The following is a 20,012-nucleotide window of genomic DNA, read 5'->3' on the forward strand; positions in this document are numbered from 1 at the left end:
CGCCCCCGTTTCTGACTGGACTATTCCACATAGCCATAACCGTAGTAGCCTTCCCGCTTCCCCAATTTTTTGTTGTTCAGCACGACCCCGAGCAGGTTGGCGCCCGCCGTTTTCAACTGCTCGACCGCCCGAACCGCCGGGTCCCGCCTCGTCTTGCCGGCATCGACCACGAGCACGCACCCGTCCGCTTCCCTGGCCAGCACCATCGCGTCACTCACGATCAGCGGAGGACTGTCCATGACCACCACGTCAAAATGGTTGCGCAACTGCTCCAGCAATTCCGACAGACGCGGCGTTCCCAACAGCTCAGCCGGACTGTGCGGAATCGGTCCCGCTGTCACAATGAACAGGTCGGGCACCCCTGAGTCCTGGACAATGTCAGAAAACGGGCAAATGCCGCTCATATAGGAGCTGACCCCGTACAGATTCGGCATTTCAAACGTGAAGTGGATACGGGGATTGCGCAGATCGAAATCGATCAATACGGTCTTGCGCCGATCTTTTGCCATCATCAGCGACAGATTGGCTGCTGTTACCGTCTTCCCTTCCGACGCCCCTGGGCTTGTCACCAAAATCGTCTGCAGCATCTGGTCTTGCGTGGAAAACGCAATGTTCAGCTTCAAGGTCCGGTAGCCTTCCACCAGCGGGGAGAGCGGGTCCCAATGCGCAATCAGCTTTTGATAACGATCATCATGCTTCTGCCTTCTCATACTCGCCTTTCACCCCCTCCATCTTTTTTTTGCCGAAAAAGCTTTTTCGACTTTTTGTCAATGACGGCAATCGTGGCGAGCACAGGCAGTCCCAAATAGTCCTCCACTTCCTTTTCCGAGCGCAAACGGGTATCGAGATGCTCCATGAAAAACACAACGCCGATGGAAGAAGCAAGCCCGAGCACAAAGCCGATGATCGAGTTTAGGACAGGCTGCGGACTGACTGGTTTTGCCGCCGGGTTGTGCCGCGCCTCTGCAAGAATGTGCACGTTGTTCATGCTCAGCATGTTGACGATTTCTTCCTGAAAAGTCTTGGCAATCGTATTGGCGATCAGTACGGCTCGCGCCTGATCGGGGTCCTCCACCGTAATGGAAATCACCTGCGAATCTTTGACAGGCTCTACTTTCGTGTGCAGCAAGAGCGACTCCATGCTCGCCCCTTGTCCAATCGCTTCCACGACCTTTTCCATTACCCGCGGGCTCTCGATAATGACCCGATACGTCTCGATCAGCTTCAGGTTGGAATCAATCTCGGCTACGGACAATACCCCTTCCGGATTCGCGTTCAAGGAGCGATTCACCAAAATTTCCGTCTTGGCCTGATAGATCGGCGTCAACAGAAAGAAGCTGATGAGCGCCGTCCCGATTGTAAAAATGGAAGTGACCAGCAAGATCACGCCCCAGCGTTTGGACAAGACCAACAACATTTCCCGCAGATTCACGGGTTCATTCATGTTTGCTCCCCCCTTCGCCCCTCCAGGCTGTCACTCGCTTGTTTCGGCAGTTGACTGTGGGCCGTTCGTCAGCTTGCGAAAGGCAGACAACTGCTCGATCAGCTTTTGCCGCTCTTCCGGGCTGACGATGTAGTAGTAGATGCCGTTGATGAGTTGGCCCTTTCCTTCCATCCGGATCGTCTCCACGCTCGATACGGCTGTGCTGTAGTTTTGAACAAGCCTTTTCATGTCGGCAAACGTCATGTTCGTCTTCACGTATTTGGCCAACGTTTCCAGCACTTCGTTCAACGTGGCGGGAGACGCCAAAGCCGCCTTCTTTTGCATCAATGCTTTCAAAAGCAACTGCTGCCGCTCGTTTCTGCCGAGATCGCCGCGCGGGTCCTCGTAGCGCATGCGCGCATAGGCGAGCGCCTGCTGGCCGTCCAGATGGATGGGGCCGAGCGGGAAGTCGTAATCTGCGTAGGTAAAAGTGAACTGATTGTCTACCTCTACTCCGCCCAAAGCGTCAATCATCCCGGCAAAGCCTTCCATATTGGCTGCCACGACATAATCGACGGGAGTCGCGATGAATTGCTCCACCGTGTCCACGGCCTGCTGCAGCCCGCCAAAAGCGTAGGCGTGATTGATCTTATCCATCGTCTTCGTCCCGGCAAGCTGTGCGCGCGTATCCCGCGGGATGCTGAGCAAAAGCGCCGACTCTTTCTCTGGATTGACCGTCAGTACGAGAATCACATCCGAGCGTCCTTTGTCGTTTTCCCGCTCATCAATTCCGAGCACAAGCACCGTGAGAGGCTCCTGCGCTTTTTCTGGCACTGGCTCCTGCTGCGAAGGCGAGAACTGCGTCTGCTGCCCGGACGATGCCGCAAGCGCAGAGGACGAAAGCGACTTTTGCGTCCGGATCGGGACGTACATGCTCTTTGCCGTCTCTTGCAGCGACACGTACACATAGGCCACGTACCCTCCCACGGCGATGAGACAAGCGATCCCTGAAAACAACAAGAGACGTCTCCACTTCTTTTTCCTGGTCCTCGTCATCTCCATCATCCCGTCGCTACCGAATACGGTACTGGCTTCGCCTCTTCTTTCGGCTGGGAGGAAGATTGATAATTCGGAATGATTCCTTGCAGGATTTCAATAATCGCAGGATCGTCCTCGACAATCCCGCCCTTTTTCGCAAGCTGCTCCAGGCGGGAAATGGCTGTCATCAGCTCACTCCAGGAAAAGTCGAGCGGCTTGCCGATGAAAATCCGGTCGTGGCAAGTAGAAGTCAACTCTTCTTCCGCCGTCAGCAGCTCTTCATACAGCTTTTCTCCCGAACGAATCCCCGTGTAGACGATCGGAATATCCTTTCCCGGCTCCAAACCAGCCAGGCGGATCAGATCCATCGCCATATCGACGATCTTGACAGGCTTGCCCATGTCGAGCACGAAAATCTCTCCGCCCTGCGCCAGCGCGCCAGCCTGAATCACCAACTGGGCTGCTTCCGGGATCGTCATGAAAAACCGTTCCATGTCCGGATGTGTGATCGTCACCGGACCGCCAGCCCGTATCTGCTCAAGAAAAATCGGGACGACACTGCCTCTACTCCCGAGCACGTTGCCGAAGCGAACGGCTGCAAAGCGGGTATGCCCGAAACGGTTGTAGCCCTGAATCAAAAGCTCGGCGACGCGCTTGGTCGCGCCCATCACAGACGTCGGATTCACCGCCTTGTCGGTCGAAATCAGGATAAAATGCTTCGCTTCTGCTTCCAGTGCGCACTCCGCGACATTTTTCGTTCCCAAAATATTGTTCTTCAACGCCTCGCTCGGGTTTTGCTCCATCAGTGGCACATGCTTGTGGGCTGCCGCATGAAAAATGACGGCCGGGCGGTACTCGCCCATGATCGCAGCCATTCGCTGCCGATCGCGAATATCCGCGATCAGGCTGACCGTCGCAAGCTCCGGAAACAATCGCCCAAGCTCCAGGCTGATTTCAAAGATGCCGTTTTCCTCATTCCCGAGCAAAAGCAGCTTCGCCGGGCCAAATCTGGCAATCTGCCGGCACAGCTCCGAGCCGATCGAACCTCCGGCCCCTGTCACGAGCACGACCTGATGCTGCAAGTAATTGGAAATTTCGTCCAGATCAAGTTCCACTGGCTCGCGTCCCAGCAAGTCCTCGAGTCTGACGTTGCGAATCATGCTCATGCTGATTTTTCCGTTGAGAATATCCGAGACGTGCGGCAAAATTTTGACGCTCGCTCTCGTCGTTTTGCAGATGTCAAAAATGTCCCGGATCGTTTGCCGGGAAGCGGACGGCATGGCGATGACAATATCCGAGATGGCCTGCCGCTGCACGATGCGCGGGATGTCCTCCCGTTTTCCGACGACGGGCAAGCCGTACACCCGCAAGTTTTGCTTGCCGGGCTCGTCATCAATGAAAGCGATCGGCCGCTGCTCCGACAAGGGCGACTGTCTCATCTCCCTTGCGACCAGCACACCCGCGCTTATCAGTGTCCGCCTGCGGTCCTGACTCCTTTTTTCCCGTTCCTCCTTCCACCATTTCCAGACGAAGCGCGAACCTGTCATCCCCATCAGCACAAACATCCACGTAAGCAAAAACAGGGAAAGCGGAATCCGTGCAGACACAAACAGCCATTGCCCCAGATTGTTCCAGCAAAAGCTGAGCACCAGAATGGACAAGCTTGTCGCCTTGACAATCGAGACGAGCTCGTTTGCGCTGACGTAGCGGTAAACGGGACGGTACAACTCAGCCGCATGCATGCCCGCCAAAACGAACAGTACATGTCCGACGATCAGGTAGACAGGCTGATAATCGCTTATTTCTGTAAAGGAAAAATCAAATCGAACCAGGCAGGCAAGCCAAACAGCTATACCGATGATTCCTGCGTCCGACAAGCTTAACCAGAATCTTCGCTTCCGGTAGCTCATATGCATCCGCTCCAGATTGTCTGCACTCGCAATCGTGGCTGCCTCTACAAGCGCCAGACCACGATGTCAGACGGGCATGTTTTTAGATTTAGCACGCTCTTCACATCCGCGATCACGCCGCAACCTCCATGCAGCAAGGACGACAGCTCCCCCCAGCCAAGATGCACGTACTTCGCGTGCGGAACCGCCAAAACCAACGCGTCGGCCGGCTGCAAATCGTCCCAGTCCCGAAGTCTGATGCCATACTCCGCCCACGTCTTCGCCGGGTCTGCCAGATCGTCAGTCACCTGCACCTCAACGCCGAATTCCCGCAGTTCGTTGACGATGTCAATCACCCGGCTATTGCGAATGTCCGGAACATTCTCCTTGAAGGTCATGCCCAGAATCGTCACGCGCGAGCCTTGAATCGGGATGTTGCGCCAGATCATCTGCTTGACCAGGGAAGTAGCGACGAATTTTCCCATGCCATCATTGATGCGGCGTCCCGCCAGGATCACCTGCGGATGATACCCCACACTCTCGGCCTTGTAGGTCAAATAGTACGGATCGACCCCGATGCAGTGACCGCCGACCAGCCCCGGTGTAAAGCGGAGGAAGTTCCACTTGGTTCCGGCTGCTTCCAGCACCTCTGCTGTCGCGATTCCCAGTCGGTCAAAAATGATCGCCAACTCGTTAATCAGGGCGATATTCAGGTCGCGTTGCGTGTTTTCAATGACCTTGGCGGCCTCTGCAACCTGGATCGAGGACGCTTTATAGATGCCCGCCTCTACTACCAAAGCGTACATCTCGGCAATCTCATCACAGGTCGCCTGGTTCTGGCCGGAGACGACCTTGACGATGTCGGCCAGCCTGCGCTCCCTGTCCCCGGGATTGATCCGCTCGGGCGAGTAGCCGACAAAAAAGTCCTCGCCTGCGCGCTTCCCGGACGCGCGCTCCAATGCTGGCACACACACTTCTTCGGTCGCGCCAGGATACACCGTAGATTCATAGACGACAATCGTTCCCGGCTGCATATGCTTCCCGACCGTTTCCGAGGCGAGCAGCAACGCTCTCAGATCAGGACGTTTGGCCTCGTCGACAGGCGTTGGCACCGTGACGATAATGAAGTCGCACGCTGCAAGCTTCTCGGGATCGTCCGTGTAGGTTACGCTCGTGCGCGCCAGTTCCTCCGCCGTATGCTCTCCCGTCTCGTCCCATCCCTCCTGCAGCGCGGCTACTCGCCTTGCGTCCAGATCGTAGCCAATGACAGGCACCTTTTTCCCGAAAGCGACCGCAACAGGCAATCCGACATATCCGAGCCCGACGACTCCTACTTTTTTACGCATGGGCATCACCGTAGTAATCGAGATACCAATCGACAAAGCGGGCGATGCCTACTTCGATTGGCGTATGGGGACGAAAGCCTGTTTTCGCATACAGGGCATCTACAGAGGCAAAAGTAGTCGGCACGTCTCCCGGCTGGATGGGCATGTAGTGGCGGTTTGCGGGTTTGTTCAGCTTTTGTTCCAAAATCGCCAGGAATTGAAGCAGCTCGACAGGCTGATGATTCCCGATATTCAGCACCTGGTGCGGCGCCTTGCCGTCCTGCGGCTCAGGCAGCCGTTCCATGAGTCTGTGGACTCCCTCGACCACATCGTCAATGTACGTGAAATCCCGAATCATTTTGCCGTGGTTGAAAATGCGGACAGGCTCTCCCGCCAAGATCGCCTTTGTGAATGTGTACAGCGCCATATCCGGGCGTCCCCACGGTCCGTACACGGTGAAAAAGCGCATTCCTGTCGCGGGAATCCCGTACAGGTGGCTGTACGTGTACGCCATCAGCTCATTGGCCTTTTTCGTCGCGGCATACAGGCTGTTCGGTTCATCGACCGGGTCTGTCTCGCAAAAAGGCAGCTTCCTGTTGCCGCCGTACACAGAGCTGGACGAAGCGTAGAGCAAATGCTTGACGCCCGTCTGCCGGCAGCCTTCCAGGATGTGCAGAAAGCCCGTGATATTGGAGGTTGTGTAGGCATGAGGATTTTCCAGGCTGTATCGGACACCAGCCTGTGCCGCCAGATGGATGACGCGTTCCGGCTGAATTTTGCGAAACAACTCGTCCATTGTCACCTGATCGGCAATGTCTGCTTTATAAAAATGAAACCGTTCGAACGCATGGAGCATTTCCAATCTTTTTTCTTTCAAACGGGGATCGTAGTAATCGTTGCAATTATCCACCCCCCATACGACTTCCCCTCCTTCCAAAAGTCTTTTTGCCACGTGAAATCCGATGAATCCTGCAGTGCCTGTCACTAGAATCGACATACTTTCCACCTCTTTGCTTATTCATACGGAGGTTCTAGGACAAATATGCCAGCAGGATGAAAGAGGTGGCTGGATACGCGCATGCCCTGGGCCAAGCGGTCGCCTTTTTTGCACAATGGCTGTCAACATTTTCTCGTTTTTGAATGAAATGAAAGAAAGACAATCTTGTGGTGAACTGAAAAGATGGAGGGAATGCGCGCATGATGCTTGATGTGAAGATGTTTGGCGCAAGGGGGGACGGGGTCAGCGATGATACGCAAGCGCTTTCAAACGCTCTGGCAGCGGCAGTCCTGCTGCAACTCCCGCTGTATTTTCCGCCGGGAACCTACCTCATTGAACCTGCAAGACTGGCCGTGACACTGGGCGAAGGCCAAAGCCTGGTGATGCAAGGTGCCGGTCCCTTTTCCGTATTGAAGCGCAAAGCCAATTCAACGGCAGCAGACTGGCGGTGGCTGTTTTCGATCACCACTGCGGGCGGGGACGCTGATTCATTTGTCGTGTCCAATCTGAAAATCGACTCCAATGCACGCACCAATCCTGTGCCGCAAGACCCGTACGCCTACGAGCACTCCGCCGACTTTTACATTCGCGGCGACGGGCCTGACAGCTATCTCAACTACGTGCTGTTGCAAAACATCTGGTGCACCGACGGGGTAGCCGACCATTTTTACTTCGCGGGAGAAACGAACTGCTACGTCCGCTCGGTATCGATCTGCGATTTTTACAGTGACGGGCGCAAACGCACCCGTTCGGACATTACCGTAACAGGCGGACTGGAACGGCTGAACGCGGTCAACGTCCTGTGCGACCGGTTTGAAGTAGAACTGAACGAAGCATACGACGGCAGTCATCCGATGCTGGTGAACCTGAGCAATATTCACTGTCGGCAGCAGCTCGATCTGGAAGGACATCCGTCCGCACCGATTGTCGTGCAGGGCAGCCAGCTCGTTTCCATGGACAGCTTCAGCCTGAGCTGCTTGACGGGCACGATCAGCGCCTCCACCTTCTACACCTCTGCCAGCAATAAAAACCGCGTCAATTTCATGCGAAACATGACTTTCGCGCACTGCAAATGGGTCCTGCACACGACTGCACAAGGTGCGGACCGAACGGTTGGCAGCGGTCTTTCCGTCGACTACGACAACATCGGGCTGGTGTTTGACGGCTGCAGCTTCGAGGCAGTCGATTCGGCCACCGTCATTGACGGCTACGCACTCAGCCTCGATCCATGGGATGTCCCGTCCGAGAGGGTCGTTACTGTCCGCAACTGTTCGTTCGATCCGCGCCTCAGGCAAAACCTGTATCTAAACCGCTGCGGGCACGTTTATCTGGAAAACAACCGCTACTCCGGCTCCCATCACGTCATCGCCCTGTACGGCACCGGGTCCTACCCGCTTTTTCTCACGATAGACGGTGGAGACTTCAGCCAGGTCAGCGGAAAAATGTTCTACCACAAAACTTCAGACAAAATCACGCTGTCCATGAAAAACGTACCCGTCCCCGTCAGTCTGACGAGCGGCTACAGCTCTGACAACTCTTCCTATCTCCCCAACGTGGCGATTAACGAGCGAATCGTCTACGTCAGTACGCCTCCCAGCTCGTCGGTTAAATACGGAGGGATCAAAGGCGATACACTCCGGCTGATTACGCCTGTCAACGGGCAGCCGTGCGAGTGGGTCGCGACCACGACAAACAAGACCGCCTGCACGTGGCTGGCGACCAAGACTGCAAAAAGTTAACACAACTTTCTCCCCGAAAAAAACATCCCTCCTCCCTGGTTTTGCACAGGGCAGAAGAGATGTTTTTTTACTAGGCGATCCGCTCCAAATCCGGATTGTACCGCTTTACATATTCATAAATTTCCTCGTTTTGCAGACGCACCTGGCTCGTCGCCCCTACCTGTTCTGCCAGATGCCGGGCCAACTGCTCGGCGCCTTTCTCGATGCGTCTTTTCGCTGCTTCCGGCAAGGTCAGCACATGCGGTACGAGCAGTTGCAGGTACCAAACTCCTTTGTCCTCCTCGGACACGTCGATTTCCAGTTCCATATCGCTGCTGTCGAAATCGTAGAGGTGGTTGAACAGCACCTCTCTCGTTTCCTGTGTCAGGGAGGAGATGTCGAGTTTCTCCACGCTCAAGTAATACTCCTCGTTGAACAACACGAGCTGGTCATCGATTTGCTGATACTTTTTCGCAAGCGGATTCATTTTCCTGGTCCCCTTCCAGCTATCGCCACAATCTATCCTATAGCATATATGCTGCCGAATATTTCGGCAACGAATTTGACAGAAAATGTTGAATATTCCTCCTGCTCCCCCGCACGATATCCGCGTGACAGCGGGATGGCACGCGTGCCCCTTCATGTCGCGGACTGCGTTGAACTGTCCAAAGCGACGCGCTCCCTCCTATGTTTTGGGATGAAGCTGATCCACAATAGAGACACCGTATTTTCATGAACACGGCAGCCGTTGGTTATGATGAACTGCCATCGTTCCCGGACGGAGGCAATTTGCTGCGTTCTGTGCGCTAATGGCAATAGGAGTTGAACAATAACCAAATTGTTGGTTTTTCGACAAAAAATATCAAACATATGATTCATCACCATAACCCGTGCTAGACATTGAAAAAACGCAGATGTTCCTTTATCGTGGGAGTTGTCGAGACAACCACTGAAAAGGAGGAAATCTGCGTTGTGCCTTGATTTTAGCACAGACTTTATCAGACTTCCATCATTCCATCTCACACATTGGGAAAAAACAAAGGAAACGGATTGGATCGCTCTTCTGGAACCGCATTCTGCTTGTTATCTTTGTCCGATCTGTCTCCGAGCCAGTACCAACCATGCCCGTCCTGGACGGCGTATTCTTCGTCATCGTTTCGTTCCTGCTTGGGGGACCGTCTGGGTATCCGTTCCCGTGTATCGCCAGCGCTGTGCGAGTTGTGGGCTTACATGGACAGTGGAATGGAACGGTATCCCGCCTCGAGGATCCGTCACCTCTGCTTTTCAAGAGATGGCGGTGGATATGTGCCACAGTCGGGATTTGCTCTCGGTTGCCAAGCAATTGAGTGTGGCCTACTCGACACTTGAACGCTGGTACTACCAACTGGCCCCCCAACGCCTTGCTCAACCAAAAGAACATGAAGCTCCTGAAGTGGTCTGTCTGGATGAGTTTGCTCTGCAAAAAGGACATAAGTATGGCGTGAACCTCATGGATGCTCAAACCGGTCATATCTGGCAAGTCACAGAAGGACGTTCACGTGAACAAGTACGAAACGCGCTGCAGCAATGGCCTTTTCGTAAGGCTCCCCATGTAGTTGTCACGGATTTGGCTCCAGGAATGGCTGAAACCGTACGCCAGGTCTGGAAGCATACCCTTGTGGTAGCAGATAAATTTCACGTGATCCAGCTTTTCTCTAAAGCGTTGGAAGCTACCCGAAAACGCACTCATGCTCGTGGAACACATCGTCGGGGCAGACATGAGCAACGCCTGCTCCATACGATCCCTGACAAGCTGAAGCCCGAAGAGCTTCAGGAACTGAAGATTTGGTTAGCAGAAGATCCACATCTGGAACGACTCTACTTTGCGCTTCAAGACATAAGAACCGTGTATGCCGTTGAAACCCAAGAGGCAGGGGAGGAAGCGCTTCAGAAATGGATTGTCGACCATCTCTATTCTCCGACTCCTGCGGTTCGTTCCATTGCCAAAACGATTGTCCAGTGGCAAGAGCCCATTCAGCATTATTTTTCCTTTCGGGTAACGAATGCCAAGATTGAAGGGACACACAACAAAGTGAAGGTAATCAAACGAAGAGCCTACGGCTACCGCAATCTAGAGAGATTCAAGATTCGCATTAGACTGGAGTGTAAACCGGCTACATAACTACGAAAAACTGCGATAGAGGGAGATCAAGCACGTTTTATGGTGAAGAGCTAAACATATACATAAATGTAAATATTTTCTTGATAGAGGTCGATAGTTATGCTACATTATCAAAAAGGAATTTATTGAAAATAACAAAAATAAAAGCCAATAAGTATTGGAGGTGGTATTTTGGAACCTATAGCTTTAAATCGCAGCACGGAAAAAATCAAAACCGAAAAAGAAATAGTAAATTGGTCACGGTATAATTTTCAAATTGAACCTAGTGAAGATACAAACGGAAAGTACCTACTCTACAACTCCTTGACAGGCAAGTTGATTACTTCAAAGTTTTCATTTGATTCTTTGCACGATTACTATAAGAATCCAGTCATGCTTAGAGATTCTGAAGAGCTACTGTTGAACATGGGGTTCGTTGTACCAAACAACATAAATGAATTATCTGTTACTCGTTATCAACTAAATGAAAAAAAATCATCGCGGGATATGTCACTGATTATTTTGCCTACAGAGCAATGTAATTTTCGGTGTGTTTACTGTTATGAAGAGTTTTTAAGGGGTTCAATGCCAACAGAATTACAGGCTGGATTAATAAAATGGGTGTCGAGCAATATCCACAGATGGGATTCTCTAACAGTAAGTTGGTTTGGTGGAGAACCATTGATCGCATACGATGTAATTAAAAATGTGTCGACAGAGCTGGTGAAAATATGCGCTACTCATAACGTTAGTTATCGTGCCGCCATGACTACCAACGGCTATTTGTTAAGTATAGACAGAGTGCGGGAGTTCCACAGCTTAGGGGTAATTGATTATCAAATAACCATTGATGGTTCCGAGGAGTTTCACGATAAGAATCGAGTCTTAAAAGGTGGACAAGGTACTTTCCGAAAAATAATGGACAATCTTCTAGCCATACAGAAGTCTGAGGTTAATGTAAATGTTACGATCAGAACAAACTTTGATCGCATTAACAGCGAAGTTATTCCAGATTTTATCGACGAGTTAGCCAACTCGTTTTCAAATGACAGAAGGTTCAGTCTAATGCTTCATCCCGTTGGCAAATGGGGCGGCCCAAACGATCCGATACTGCCCACTTGTACATCCAAGGAAGCAACCGATGTTAAAATCAAGAATTCAAAGCTAGCTTTGCAAAAGGGGCTAAAATCTACTGTCGCTAAATCTTCTATTTTGCCAGATAGCGTTTGTTACGCAAGTATGCCAAACAATTTAGTTATTGGTGCGAATGGAACTATCTACAAATGCACAGTTGCGCTTGATCTGCCTGCTAATCAAGTGGGCAAGCTTTTGGAAAACGGCCTCATAGAAATTAACAAACCAAGATTTAGTCAATGGGTATCAAATGATGGAGTTTCCGATAAAGTGTGCCAGTCGTGTAACGTTCACCCGATATGCCATGGTACCAGTTGTCCTTTAATAAGAATTGAGCACGGACGACGCCCCTGTCCTCCGTATAAAGAAAACATGGAAGATTTTATTAAACTACTTTACCAAGAGTCTGCGGTGTAACACAGGTTTTTTTGAAAGGAGGTGAAAATAAATGACTCTGGAGGCTATGGAAATTGAAGTGGTTGAGTTAATCAAACGTCCCGAAGAAGAAAGCATTAAGTCCGCTGTGAATCGTGTTTGTGGATAATTTTAAAGTTCATTTGGGTAGAAATGCAGCAGCATATCTACCCAGTATTTTTCTTCAATCCTGCTATGTCCACCTCCCCCAAGGGGCCAAGGGACAACAAACAGTTTCATGCGCTCGCAACGTGCATTCTATTGCCTTAAAGCCTCAAGAGGTTCAATAGCCATAGGTCAAGGGAACAATGCTGAAGGGATTCGATATGGATGGGTCCAAATAACGTCTTCCACCTTTTCAGAAACGCAAACTATTTGAAACTTTTTCTCGCAGAATTTACTTCGCAACTGGGAAATGTCATCGGGATTATGGCGATCACATTTTATTTGCTTGATAAATTTAGCCAACAACCGTACTACACTACCATGAAAGACATGATGCATGCCGCACCCGCATTGGTCGTTTTTCTGTTTATCGGCGTTTTTGCGGATCGCTTTGACCGTCAGAAAATAGCGGTCCATTGCGATCTGATTCGCGCATTTCTCACTGTATGTCTAATGATTTGCATTTGGTACGATTCGCTTGCCTTCATTTTTTTAGCCATTTTTCTCCGAAGTGCTGTAGGGAAATTTTTTCCTCCCGCCCAAAGTGCAATCATTCAAGGCGTACTATCAAAAGAAGAATATCCCCTTGCCGCTGGATTAAACTCTATGCTCGGAAGTGTATTTTTGCTTTTCGGGAGTGGGATCGGCGCGGTAGTCTATTGGAATTTGGGAGTCCAAGGTGCATTTTTGCTGGACTTCATCTGCTTGTTGATTTCAGCCATGCTCATTTATTCGTGCAAAATCGAGCTATCTGTTCGGAAACCGAACGGGAGCACCGATTGGAAAGGACTACATACAATTAAAGCACTGTTCACGGATTTTATTGAGGGGGTAAAATACATTGTTTACGATCGGGTGTTGCTGCTGCTAACGCTTGGTTCTGCCATACTGGGAGTAGTCAATGGAGGAATAGGAATCATTCCTATTTTTATCATGAAATACAAACTGTCTCCCCATTTCTACGAGGAAATGTCCGTAATCGAAACGATCGTTTTCGGAATCGGCATCTTGCTGGGAAGTGCGCTAAGCCCCAAAGTTACGAAGAGAATCAAACTGTACATGGTATTGACTTTCAGCCTGATTTTCTCGGGAATCTTCGTCATCCTCGCAGGCTTGTCCCCTACGATTGTTCTATTCTTGATTTTTCACTTTTTCTTTTCCGTTGCTGTGGCGTTTATTAACATTTCTTTTTATGGATGGATACCGCAAATGGTGAATCCGAACATGATGGGAAGATTTCGGGGGATTCTTGACCCCGTATCGAGTTTGTTTCAGTCTCTGTCTCTGGCCTTTATTGCTTGGACTTTCCCGTCTATGCTTCGCATTGAAATGCTCTTTGGCGTCGTTGGCGGAGCAATGCTGCTTTTAGGGATGCTATATCTTTTTACAATCCCTTCATTCGTACAAACGAAAGAAGAAAAGTACGAAGTTCCATCCTAACGGTAAAATACGATCCGGCTATTGGAAAACTTGGCTGCCCCAAGCCGTGGGTCCAGCCAAGTTGGCCTTATACTGGATGAGCTGGATCAGAATCTTATCCATTCTTAAACTTATGGACAAAAAAGCTTGCCGCCTTGGGCAAGCTTTTTTGCTTCCTTGACCTTTCTTCTTTACAGCAAAGTCGAGCCGTCCACCACTGCTTGCGCGTCCTCGCGCGTGATGAGCACCGCCCGCGCCTTGCCTCCGCTCTGTCCGGCGACGTAGCCGTCTGCTTCCATCATCTCGATCAGACGCGCTGCGCGGTTGTAGCCGACACGGAAGCGGCGCTGCAGCCCTGACGCCGATGCCTGGCCTTGTTCGGCCACAAACAGGAGCGCCTCCATGTACAGCGGATCGTCGCCTGCATCGTAGGATTGCACCTGCTGCTCCAGGTCTTCCTTGCTGAACAGGTACGTCGGCTTGCGCTGCTTCTTGATCGTCTGCGTAATTCTTTCGATCTCGTCGTCGGACACAAAGTTGCCCTGCAAGCGTACAGGAGTCGTACCGCTTTCCAAAAACAGCATGTCCCCTCTGCCCAGCAACCGCTCTGCTCCAGACTGGTCGAGAATCGTGCGCGAGTCGACCTGGGAGAAGACGGCAAAAGCCAGACGCGTTGGCACGTTTGCCTTGATATTGCCCGTGATGACGTCCACAGACGGCCGCTGGGTTGCAAGCAGCAAATGAATGCCGCAGGCGCGTGCCTTTTGTGCAATCCGGATGATGCAATCCTCCACGTCTTGCGGAGAAACCATCATCAGGTCTGCCAGCTCGTCGATGACGATGACGATATACGGCAGTTGATCGTCTGTCGTCTGGTTGTAGCGGTCAATGTCCCGAACCCCCGCATCGACGAACAAGGCGTAGCGCTTTTCCATTTCCTCGACGGCCCATTTCAGCGCCGCCGTCGCCTGCTTGGCCTCCGTCACCACTGGCGTGACAAGATGCGGCAAATGATTGTACGGTGCCAGCTCGACCATTTTCGGGTCGATCAAAAGCAGTCTGACCTGCTCCGGTGTCGCCTTGTAGAGCAGGCTGACAATGATCGAGTTGATGCAGACGCTTTTCCCCGATCCGGTCGCCCCTGCAATCAGGCCATGCGGCATTTTTTTGATGTCGGCAATAATCGGTTCGCCGCCGATGTCCATGCCAAGTGCCACAGCCAATGGCGACGGATGCTGCTGGAATTTTTCCGAGCCGATGATTTTCTCGATCAGCACAGGACGACTCGTCAAGTTCGGCACCTCAATCCCGATGGCATTGCGGCCCGGAATCGGCGCTTCGATGCGAATGTCCTTGGCCGCCAGATTCAGCTTGATGTCGTCGATTAGCCCGGTAATTTTGTTCACCTTCACCCCTGGCGCCGGCTGCAGCTCGAAGCGCGTGACTGACGGCCCTTTGACGATGCCGACGACGCTCGCGCTGACGTTGAAATTGGACAGCGTCTCTTCCAGCAGCAGCTTTTGCAGTTGCGTATGCTCATTGTCATCCTCGCTGATCGGCGGGCTCGGATTGAGCAATGCAAGCGACGGCAGGCAGTATGGCTGCTCCTGGCTTTTCGCTGCGACTGGTGGCTCAGGCAGTTCGGTCACGGGCGACAGCGGACTTGTGCTCTGCTCGTGCAAAATGTCTGTAGCGGCGGCCTCGGAAACCGAACTCGCCGCCTGCGCCGCAGCAGAAGCTTCCGCCTTGGCATCCGGCATGGCCCGCGCCAGCAGGCGATTGACGTCGTGTGTGTAGGCTGGCAACTGCTCTTCTTCCCCGGTGGAAACGGGCACCGCAGTCTGGTCCGGCAGCTCCGCTCGCTGTGCTTGCCGCTCAGGGACTGCCGCCTCTGGCTGTGCTTCCGATAAGGAATGTGCTTCTGACAAGGCATCGGCTGCTGGCAATTCAGCTTCATTTTCCGGCTTGTCCGCTATGACGCCATGCTCATGCTGTTCCCTCACGCTCCCAAGCTCGTCCACTGCCATCGCTGCATCTGCTCCGTCTGTCAGGCTGTCGCCTTGGTGGGGGGGATTCTCGCCGTCCGCAGACAAAACTTCTTCTGTTTGTACTGGCTCCACGGCTTCAACAGACATGGCTTCCTCTGTTTGCTCTGGCCCCTCGCCTTCAAAGGACACGGCTTCTTCTGTTGGCTCTGGCTCCACGGCTTCAACAGACACAGCTTCTTCTGCTCGCCCTGGCTCCACTCCTTCAACCGACACGGCTTCCTCTGCTCGCCCTGGCTCCACTCCTTCAACCGACACGGCTTCTTCTGCTCGCCCTGGCTCCACTCCTTCAACCGACACAACTTCCGCCAGCGCGTCCGTTTCCTGCGCATCCGACCGAACGGTGCGATCGAGCTGCTCGCTGATTTCCTGCTCCCGCTGCTTGATCTGCTGCAGATGCTCTTCCTGCTCCAGCCGCGGATACACCACTCCCCCTGTCGTGTGGATGCGGTGTTCCGCCTCACGTGTGGACGGGGTGATTTTGCCGTATACAGGCGAGACGATCTCCGACGGGCGGTACGCCTTCTTTTCCTCCGGCGCAAGCAACGTGCGAGAGACGCTTTCCGTCCGTCTCGCTGTCTGCCGCCGCTGAATGTCACGCTTGTACTCGACAGCGGGCTGTTCTGCGATAGTCTCCGCCTGCTTTTCCGACACGTATTGCTCACGCGGGCGAAGCGTCGCCCGCGCACTCACTCCCCGCTCCCGCACAGACGAGTGGGCGTGCAAGGAATCCTCTGCTGCCTGTTGATTCCTTTTTTCGTTTCGCTTGTTTTCCAAATAATCGTCTGGCACGACAGGAAAACGGAACTGCCGCTCCCTGCGCGGACGTACATCGTCTATATTTCGGGAATTTACCCGCTCTTTCGGGTAAATGCTTTTTGTCTTCGCCTGAGGCTTGCGGGGGACGGGAGGTGCGGAGCTTGCTTGCGGGCTCGCCACCGGGCGCTCTTCCACTGCCTCTTCCTGCTCCGCTTCACCCTGAAAAAATTTCATCAGCTTTTGAAGCCACAACCACATGCTGCAACGTCCTTTCTTTGCTAACCATCTATTCCCTTTCATCTTACCATGAAACAGTCCATGTTTTAGGCTGATTGTGTTTTTTTTCCGTATTTGCGAAACCTTTTCTTTCTTTGGACGTAATAGTTAGTGGAACAACAACCATTACATAGGGGAGGAACACAGCATATGTGGAAAAAGGGAAGCGCCCTGCTTCTTGCAGGAATGCTCTTGCTTACCGGTTGTGCTGGTGAAGCTTCACTGGTACGCGATTCGATCGTAGCATCCATCGATAAACCAAACTACGATTTTCAAGGAACCTTGAAACTGACCGGCGACGTAGAAAAATTGCCGGCAGCGCTCGGGGAAACCGCGCCGGACAAACAGGGGCAAGCAATCTTGTCTGCCATGAAAGCAGGCGTGACACTGAAAGGCTCCCAGCTCGATGTGAAAAACGCGAAGGTCCAGCTGGAAGTAAACGATGACAAGGTACTTCGCGACAACAACCTCTGGACTGGCGACAAAAAAGCGTCCGTCGAACTGGTCGTCAGTGATGACAAAGTATTCGTAAAATCTCCCCTCGACAGCAAATACTTGCTGATCGATGCCAGCACTTCCGAGGCTCTCACCGGTCTGAACGAAAACGAGCAGGTGAACCCGGCCAAGCTGAAAGAATTCCAGGACAAAATGAACCAGCTGACACTGGATTTCATCAAAAAATACGTAGGCAAATACGGCTACAAGCTGGCTGACGCGAAAAACCTGGGCATCGAAACCGTCACTCTGCCAAACGGCGAAAAAGTGGAAGCGACTCACGTAACCGTAAAAATCGACGCCAAAGAACTGGTGAAAATGTTCTTCTTCACAGCCAATGACGCAGTAGCAAGCCAGGACGTAAAAACATTTGCAATCGACATGATGGTTCTGACCAACTCCCTGACCGAAGAAATGTTCCCGGACTTGGGCAAAACGACCGAGGCAGAAAAACGCGCCAACGCCGAAGCAACCATCAACGAAATCCTGAAGGAAGCAAAAGCATGGCTGGACGAAACAGGCAAAGTGTACACGCCTGAAAAAATCGTGGAAGAATTGAAAAAAGAAGGCTTCCACAACCTCGCCTGGAATCTCGATTTCTATGTAGACAAAAACAAAATGCCTGTACACCAGAAGAGCGACCTGAACGTAACCTTCCAGTCGCCTGAAATGAAACAGCCTCTGACAGTCGGTCTGTATGCCGATCAATACGCGTACAACTTCGGAAAAGCAACCAAGTACGACGTTCCGGCAAAAGACGCTGGCCTGACAGCAGAAGACCTGTACAAAGATGAAAAAGCGATCAGCAACTTCAGCGACAAAGGCTTCATGCGCCACTTCGCGCAAAGCATGCTGGACGACGTCAAATGGCAAAAAGAACTGGAAGCCGAGTGGGCAGAAGAAACAAAAGCAACCACTCCTTAATTCCCACACAGCGAAAAAGCACGGCGCAACTACGCGTCGTGCTTTTTCTCATACGTGAGGATTCCCGCCTGCTCCAGATAGGCCAGCACGGCAGCAACCGACTCCTCAATCGTCTGCTCACTGCTCTCAATCACAATCTCCGGCTGCAGCGGCTCCTCATAGGGAGCGGAAATTCCGGTAAACTGCCCGATTTCCCCGCGCCGCGCCTTTGCGTACAGCCCCTTCACATCCCGGCGCTCGCACTCTTCCAGCGGGCATTTTACATACACCTCGATAAACTCTCCCGCCTCTACCAGACTGCGCGCCAGTTCGCGATCCGAGCGATACGGCGAAATGAATGCCGTCAACACAATCACGCCTGCATCGACGAACAGTTTGGCCACCTCGCCGATGCGGCGAATGTTTTCTTTGCGGTCTTCTTCACCGAAGCCCAGCCCTTTGTTCAGACCGTGGCGGATGTTGTCGCCATCCAGCACGTAGCTCGCCAAGCCTCGCTGATGCAGCTCCTGCTCAACCGCATTGGCCAACGTCGATTTTCCGGCCCCGGACAGTCCCGTAAACCACAGGACGCAGCTTTTGTGTCCTGCCCGCTTCTGCCGATCCTCCTTGGTCACCGTCGTCGGATGCCAAACGATGTTGGCAACTCCTTCCTTTGCCATGCGCGATCCTCCTTCTTCGTTTCCAAAAAACTCGCTGCTTCTTCCTCACACAGAGAGCGGACGAAGCCCTTCGATCAGCACGCGTGCCACTTCCGGCCGGCTGAACTCAGGAGGCGGCGCTTCCCCGCGCGCCAGCATTTCCCGCACCTTCGTGCCAGACAGCGCCACATGATGCTCCGAACCGTGCGGGCACGTTTTCGATGAGGCCATATTGCCGCAGGTTTTGCAGTAAAAGCTGTTCTCAAAAAACAGCGGCGTAATCCCAAGCTCCTCTGGCTGGAACTGGCGGAAAATGTGCTGGGCATCGTATGTCCCGTAGTAGTTGCCGACGCCCGCGTGATCTCGGCCGACAATAAAGTGGGTGCAGCCGTAGTTTTTGCGCACCAGCGCGTGGAAAATGGCTTCGCGCGGCCCCGCGTAGCGCATGGCGGCAGGAAAGACGGCGAGCTTGACCCGACCTGCCGGGTAATATTTTTCCAGAAGCACCTGATAGCTCTTCATCCGCACATCGGCAGGGATGTCATCTGCCTTCGTCTCGCCCACGAGCGGATTCAAAAACAGGCCATCGACGATTTCCAGTGCTGATTTTTGAATGTATTCATGGGCGCGATGCACCGGATTGCGCGTCTGGAAGCCGACGATTGTCTTCCAACCTTTTTCCGCAAACGCGGCTCTCGTCTCGGCTGGGTCGAAGTGATAATCGGCAAACGGCCCTTTGTCAGCGCGTTTCACCAGCGTAATCGGCCCGCCGAGATAAGTCTCGGGGCGATCCAGCAGCTTTTTCACCCCAGGGTGGTTTACGTCATCCGTGCCGTACACGTGCCGCGCCTCTTTCTGTTTGTCCGGGGAGTAAATATCGGCAATCTCCAGCAGGCCGTACACCTCTCCCTGATAGACCAGACGAACGGTGTCTCCTGTCTGAAGAGTATTCGCCACCGTCGCCGGAACCGGGAGCGTGATCGGAATGCTCCAGACCGTGCCGTCCGCGAGTCTCATCCGCTCGACTACCGACTCATAGTCGTGACGTTGCAAAAATCCGGTAATCGGACTGTACCCTCCAATGGCGATCAACTCCAGATCCGACAGCGCAAATGCATCAATCTCGACCTCGCCCGTCGCACGCGACAGGTCCGCCGTCGGGTCAAAACGGTTTACCAGTACGTTTCCATGCGGAATGCTACCACTCACATGA

The 20,012-nt window shown here is 52.7% G+C and carries 15 protein-coding genes; 5 read left to right on the plus strand and 10 right to left on the minus strand.

Going from position 1 to position 20,012, the window contains the following annotated elements; translation table 11 throughout:
* Positions 1–20 precede the first annotated feature (20 nt).
* The 6 genes from AAFJ72_RS15910 to AAFJ72_RS15935 are packed head-to-tail and all read right to left on the minus strand — an operon-like array spanning position 21 to position 6,672.
* Positions 21–710 (minus strand): CpsD/CapB family tyrosine-protein kinase, encoded by a 690-nt coding sequence (locus AAFJ72_RS15910; protein WP_432774686.1) that lies wholly within the window; start codon positions 708–710, stop codon positions 21–23.
* Positions 707–1,444: a YveK family protein gene (locus AAFJ72_RS15915; RefSeq protein ID WP_432774688.1), complete on the minus strand. Its 738-nt coding sequence runs from the start codon at positions 1,442–1,444 to the stop codon at positions 707–709. The genes AAFJ72_RS15910 and AAFJ72_RS15915 overlap by 4 nt, the downstream gene beginning before the upstream one ends.
* Positions 1,445–1,474: 30 nt before the next feature.
* On the minus strand, positions 1,475–2,479 hold the full coding sequence (locus AAFJ72_RS15920; RefSeq protein ID WP_432774689.1) for an LCP family protein: 1,005 nt from the start codon (positions 2,477–2,479) through the stop codon (positions 1,475–1,477).
* A 5-nt stretch (positions 2,480–2,484) separates the two neighbouring features.
* Positions 2,485–4,371, minus strand: coding sequence for a polysaccharide biosynthesis protein (locus AAFJ72_RS15925; RefSeq protein ID WP_432774690.1), 1,887 nt, complete (start codon positions 4,369–4,371; stop codon positions 2,485–2,487).
* A 44-nt stretch (positions 4,372–4,415) separates the two neighbouring features.
* Positions 4,416–5,696 carry a nucleotide sugar dehydrogenase gene (locus tag AAFJ72_RS15930; RefSeq protein WP_432774692.1) on the minus strand — a complete coding sequence of 427 codons (1,281 nt, stop codon included), beginning with the start codon at positions 5,694–5,696 and terminating at the stop codon, positions 4,416–4,418.
* Positions 5,689–6,672 carry an NAD-dependent epimerase gene (locus AAFJ72_RS15935; RefSeq protein WP_122905296.1) on the minus strand — a complete coding sequence of 328 codons (984 nt, stop codon included), beginning with the start codon at positions 6,670–6,672 and terminating at the stop codon, positions 5,689–5,691. The genes AAFJ72_RS15930 and AAFJ72_RS15935 overlap by 8 nt, the downstream gene beginning before the upstream one ends.
* Positions 6,673–6,872: 200 nt before the next feature.
* Here AAFJ72_RS15935 and AAFJ72_RS15940 point away from each other — a divergent pair, with 200 nt between their 5' ends.
* A complete protein-coding gene (locus AAFJ72_RS15940; protein WP_432774694.1) occupies positions 6,873–8,411 on the plus strand; it encodes a glycosyl hydrolase family 28-related protein in 1,539 nt (512 codons plus the stop codon).
* Positions 8,412–8,481: 70 nt separating this feature from the next.
* On the opposite strand, the gene AAFJ72_RS15945 is transcribed toward AAFJ72_RS15940, so the two are convergent.
* Entirely contained in the window at positions 8,482–8,877 is a 396-nt protein-coding gene (locus AAFJ72_RS15945; RefSeq protein ID WP_432774695.1) for a hypothetical protein, read from the minus strand.
* Between the two features lie 483 nt (positions 8,878–9,360).
* On the opposite strand from AAFJ72_RS15945, the gene AAFJ72_RS15950 reads away from it, so the two are divergent.
* The 3 genes from AAFJ72_RS15950 (at position 9,361) to AAFJ72_RS15960 (ending at position 13,683) form a co-directional block, all read left to right on the plus strand.
* The gene (locus tag AAFJ72_RS15950; protein WP_432774697.1) at positions 9,361–10,551 is read left to right on the plus strand and encodes an ISL3 family transposase; all 1,191 of its coding nucleotides are present in this window, start codon (positions 9,361–9,363) and stop codon (positions 10,549–10,551) included.
* Positions 10,552–10,722: 171 nt separating this feature from the next.
* Entirely contained in the window at positions 10,723–12,081 is a 1,359-nt protein-coding gene (locus tag AAFJ72_RS15955) for a radical SAM protein (protein WP_432774700.1), read from the plus strand.
* Between the two features lie 327 nt (positions 12,082–12,408).
* Positions 12,409–13,683: an MFS transporter gene (locus AAFJ72_RS15960; protein ID WP_005828409.1), complete on the plus strand. Its 1,275-nt coding sequence runs from the start codon at positions 12,409–12,411 to the stop codon at positions 13,681–13,683.
* Positions 13,684–13,853: 170 nt separating this feature from the next.
* On the opposite strand, the gene AAFJ72_RS15965 is transcribed toward AAFJ72_RS15960, so the two are convergent.
* Entirely contained in the window at positions 13,854–16,724 is a 2,871-nt protein-coding gene (locus tag AAFJ72_RS15965) for a DNA translocase FtsK (protein WP_432774701.1), read from the minus strand.
* A 168-nt stretch (positions 16,725–16,892) separates the two neighbouring features.
* Here AAFJ72_RS15965 and AAFJ72_RS15970 point away from each other — a divergent pair, with 168 nt between their 5' ends.
* Complete coding sequence (locus tag AAFJ72_RS15970) at positions 16,893–18,161, plus strand: hypothetical protein (protein ID WP_432774702.1); 1,269 nt, start codon at positions 16,893–16,895, stop codon at positions 18,159–18,161.
* A 29-nt stretch (positions 18,162–18,190) separates the two neighbouring features.
* Here AAFJ72_RS15970 and cysC read toward each other — a convergent pair whose 3' ends face one another.
* Both cysC and sat read right to left on the minus strand, forming a co-directional pair.
* On the minus strand, positions 18,191–18,820 hold the full coding sequence (gene cysC / locus AAFJ72_RS15975) for an adenylyl-sulfate kinase (protein WP_122905291.1): 630 nt from the start codon (positions 18,818–18,820) through the stop codon (positions 18,191–18,193).
* Positions 18,821–18,865: 45 nt separating this feature from the next.
* Positions 18,866–20,008: a sulfate adenylyltransferase gene (sat, locus tag AAFJ72_RS15980; protein WP_122905290.1), complete on the minus strand. Its 1,143-nt coding sequence runs from the start codon at positions 20,006–20,008 to the stop codon at positions 18,866–18,868.
* Between the last annotated feature and the right edge of the window lie 4 nt (positions 20,009–20,012).

Origin of the sequence: Brevibacillus gelatini (assembly GCF_050920745.1) — a bacterium.
GTDB lineage: Bacteria > Bacillota > Bacilli > Brevibacillales > Brevibacillaceae > Brevibacillus > Brevibacillus gelatini.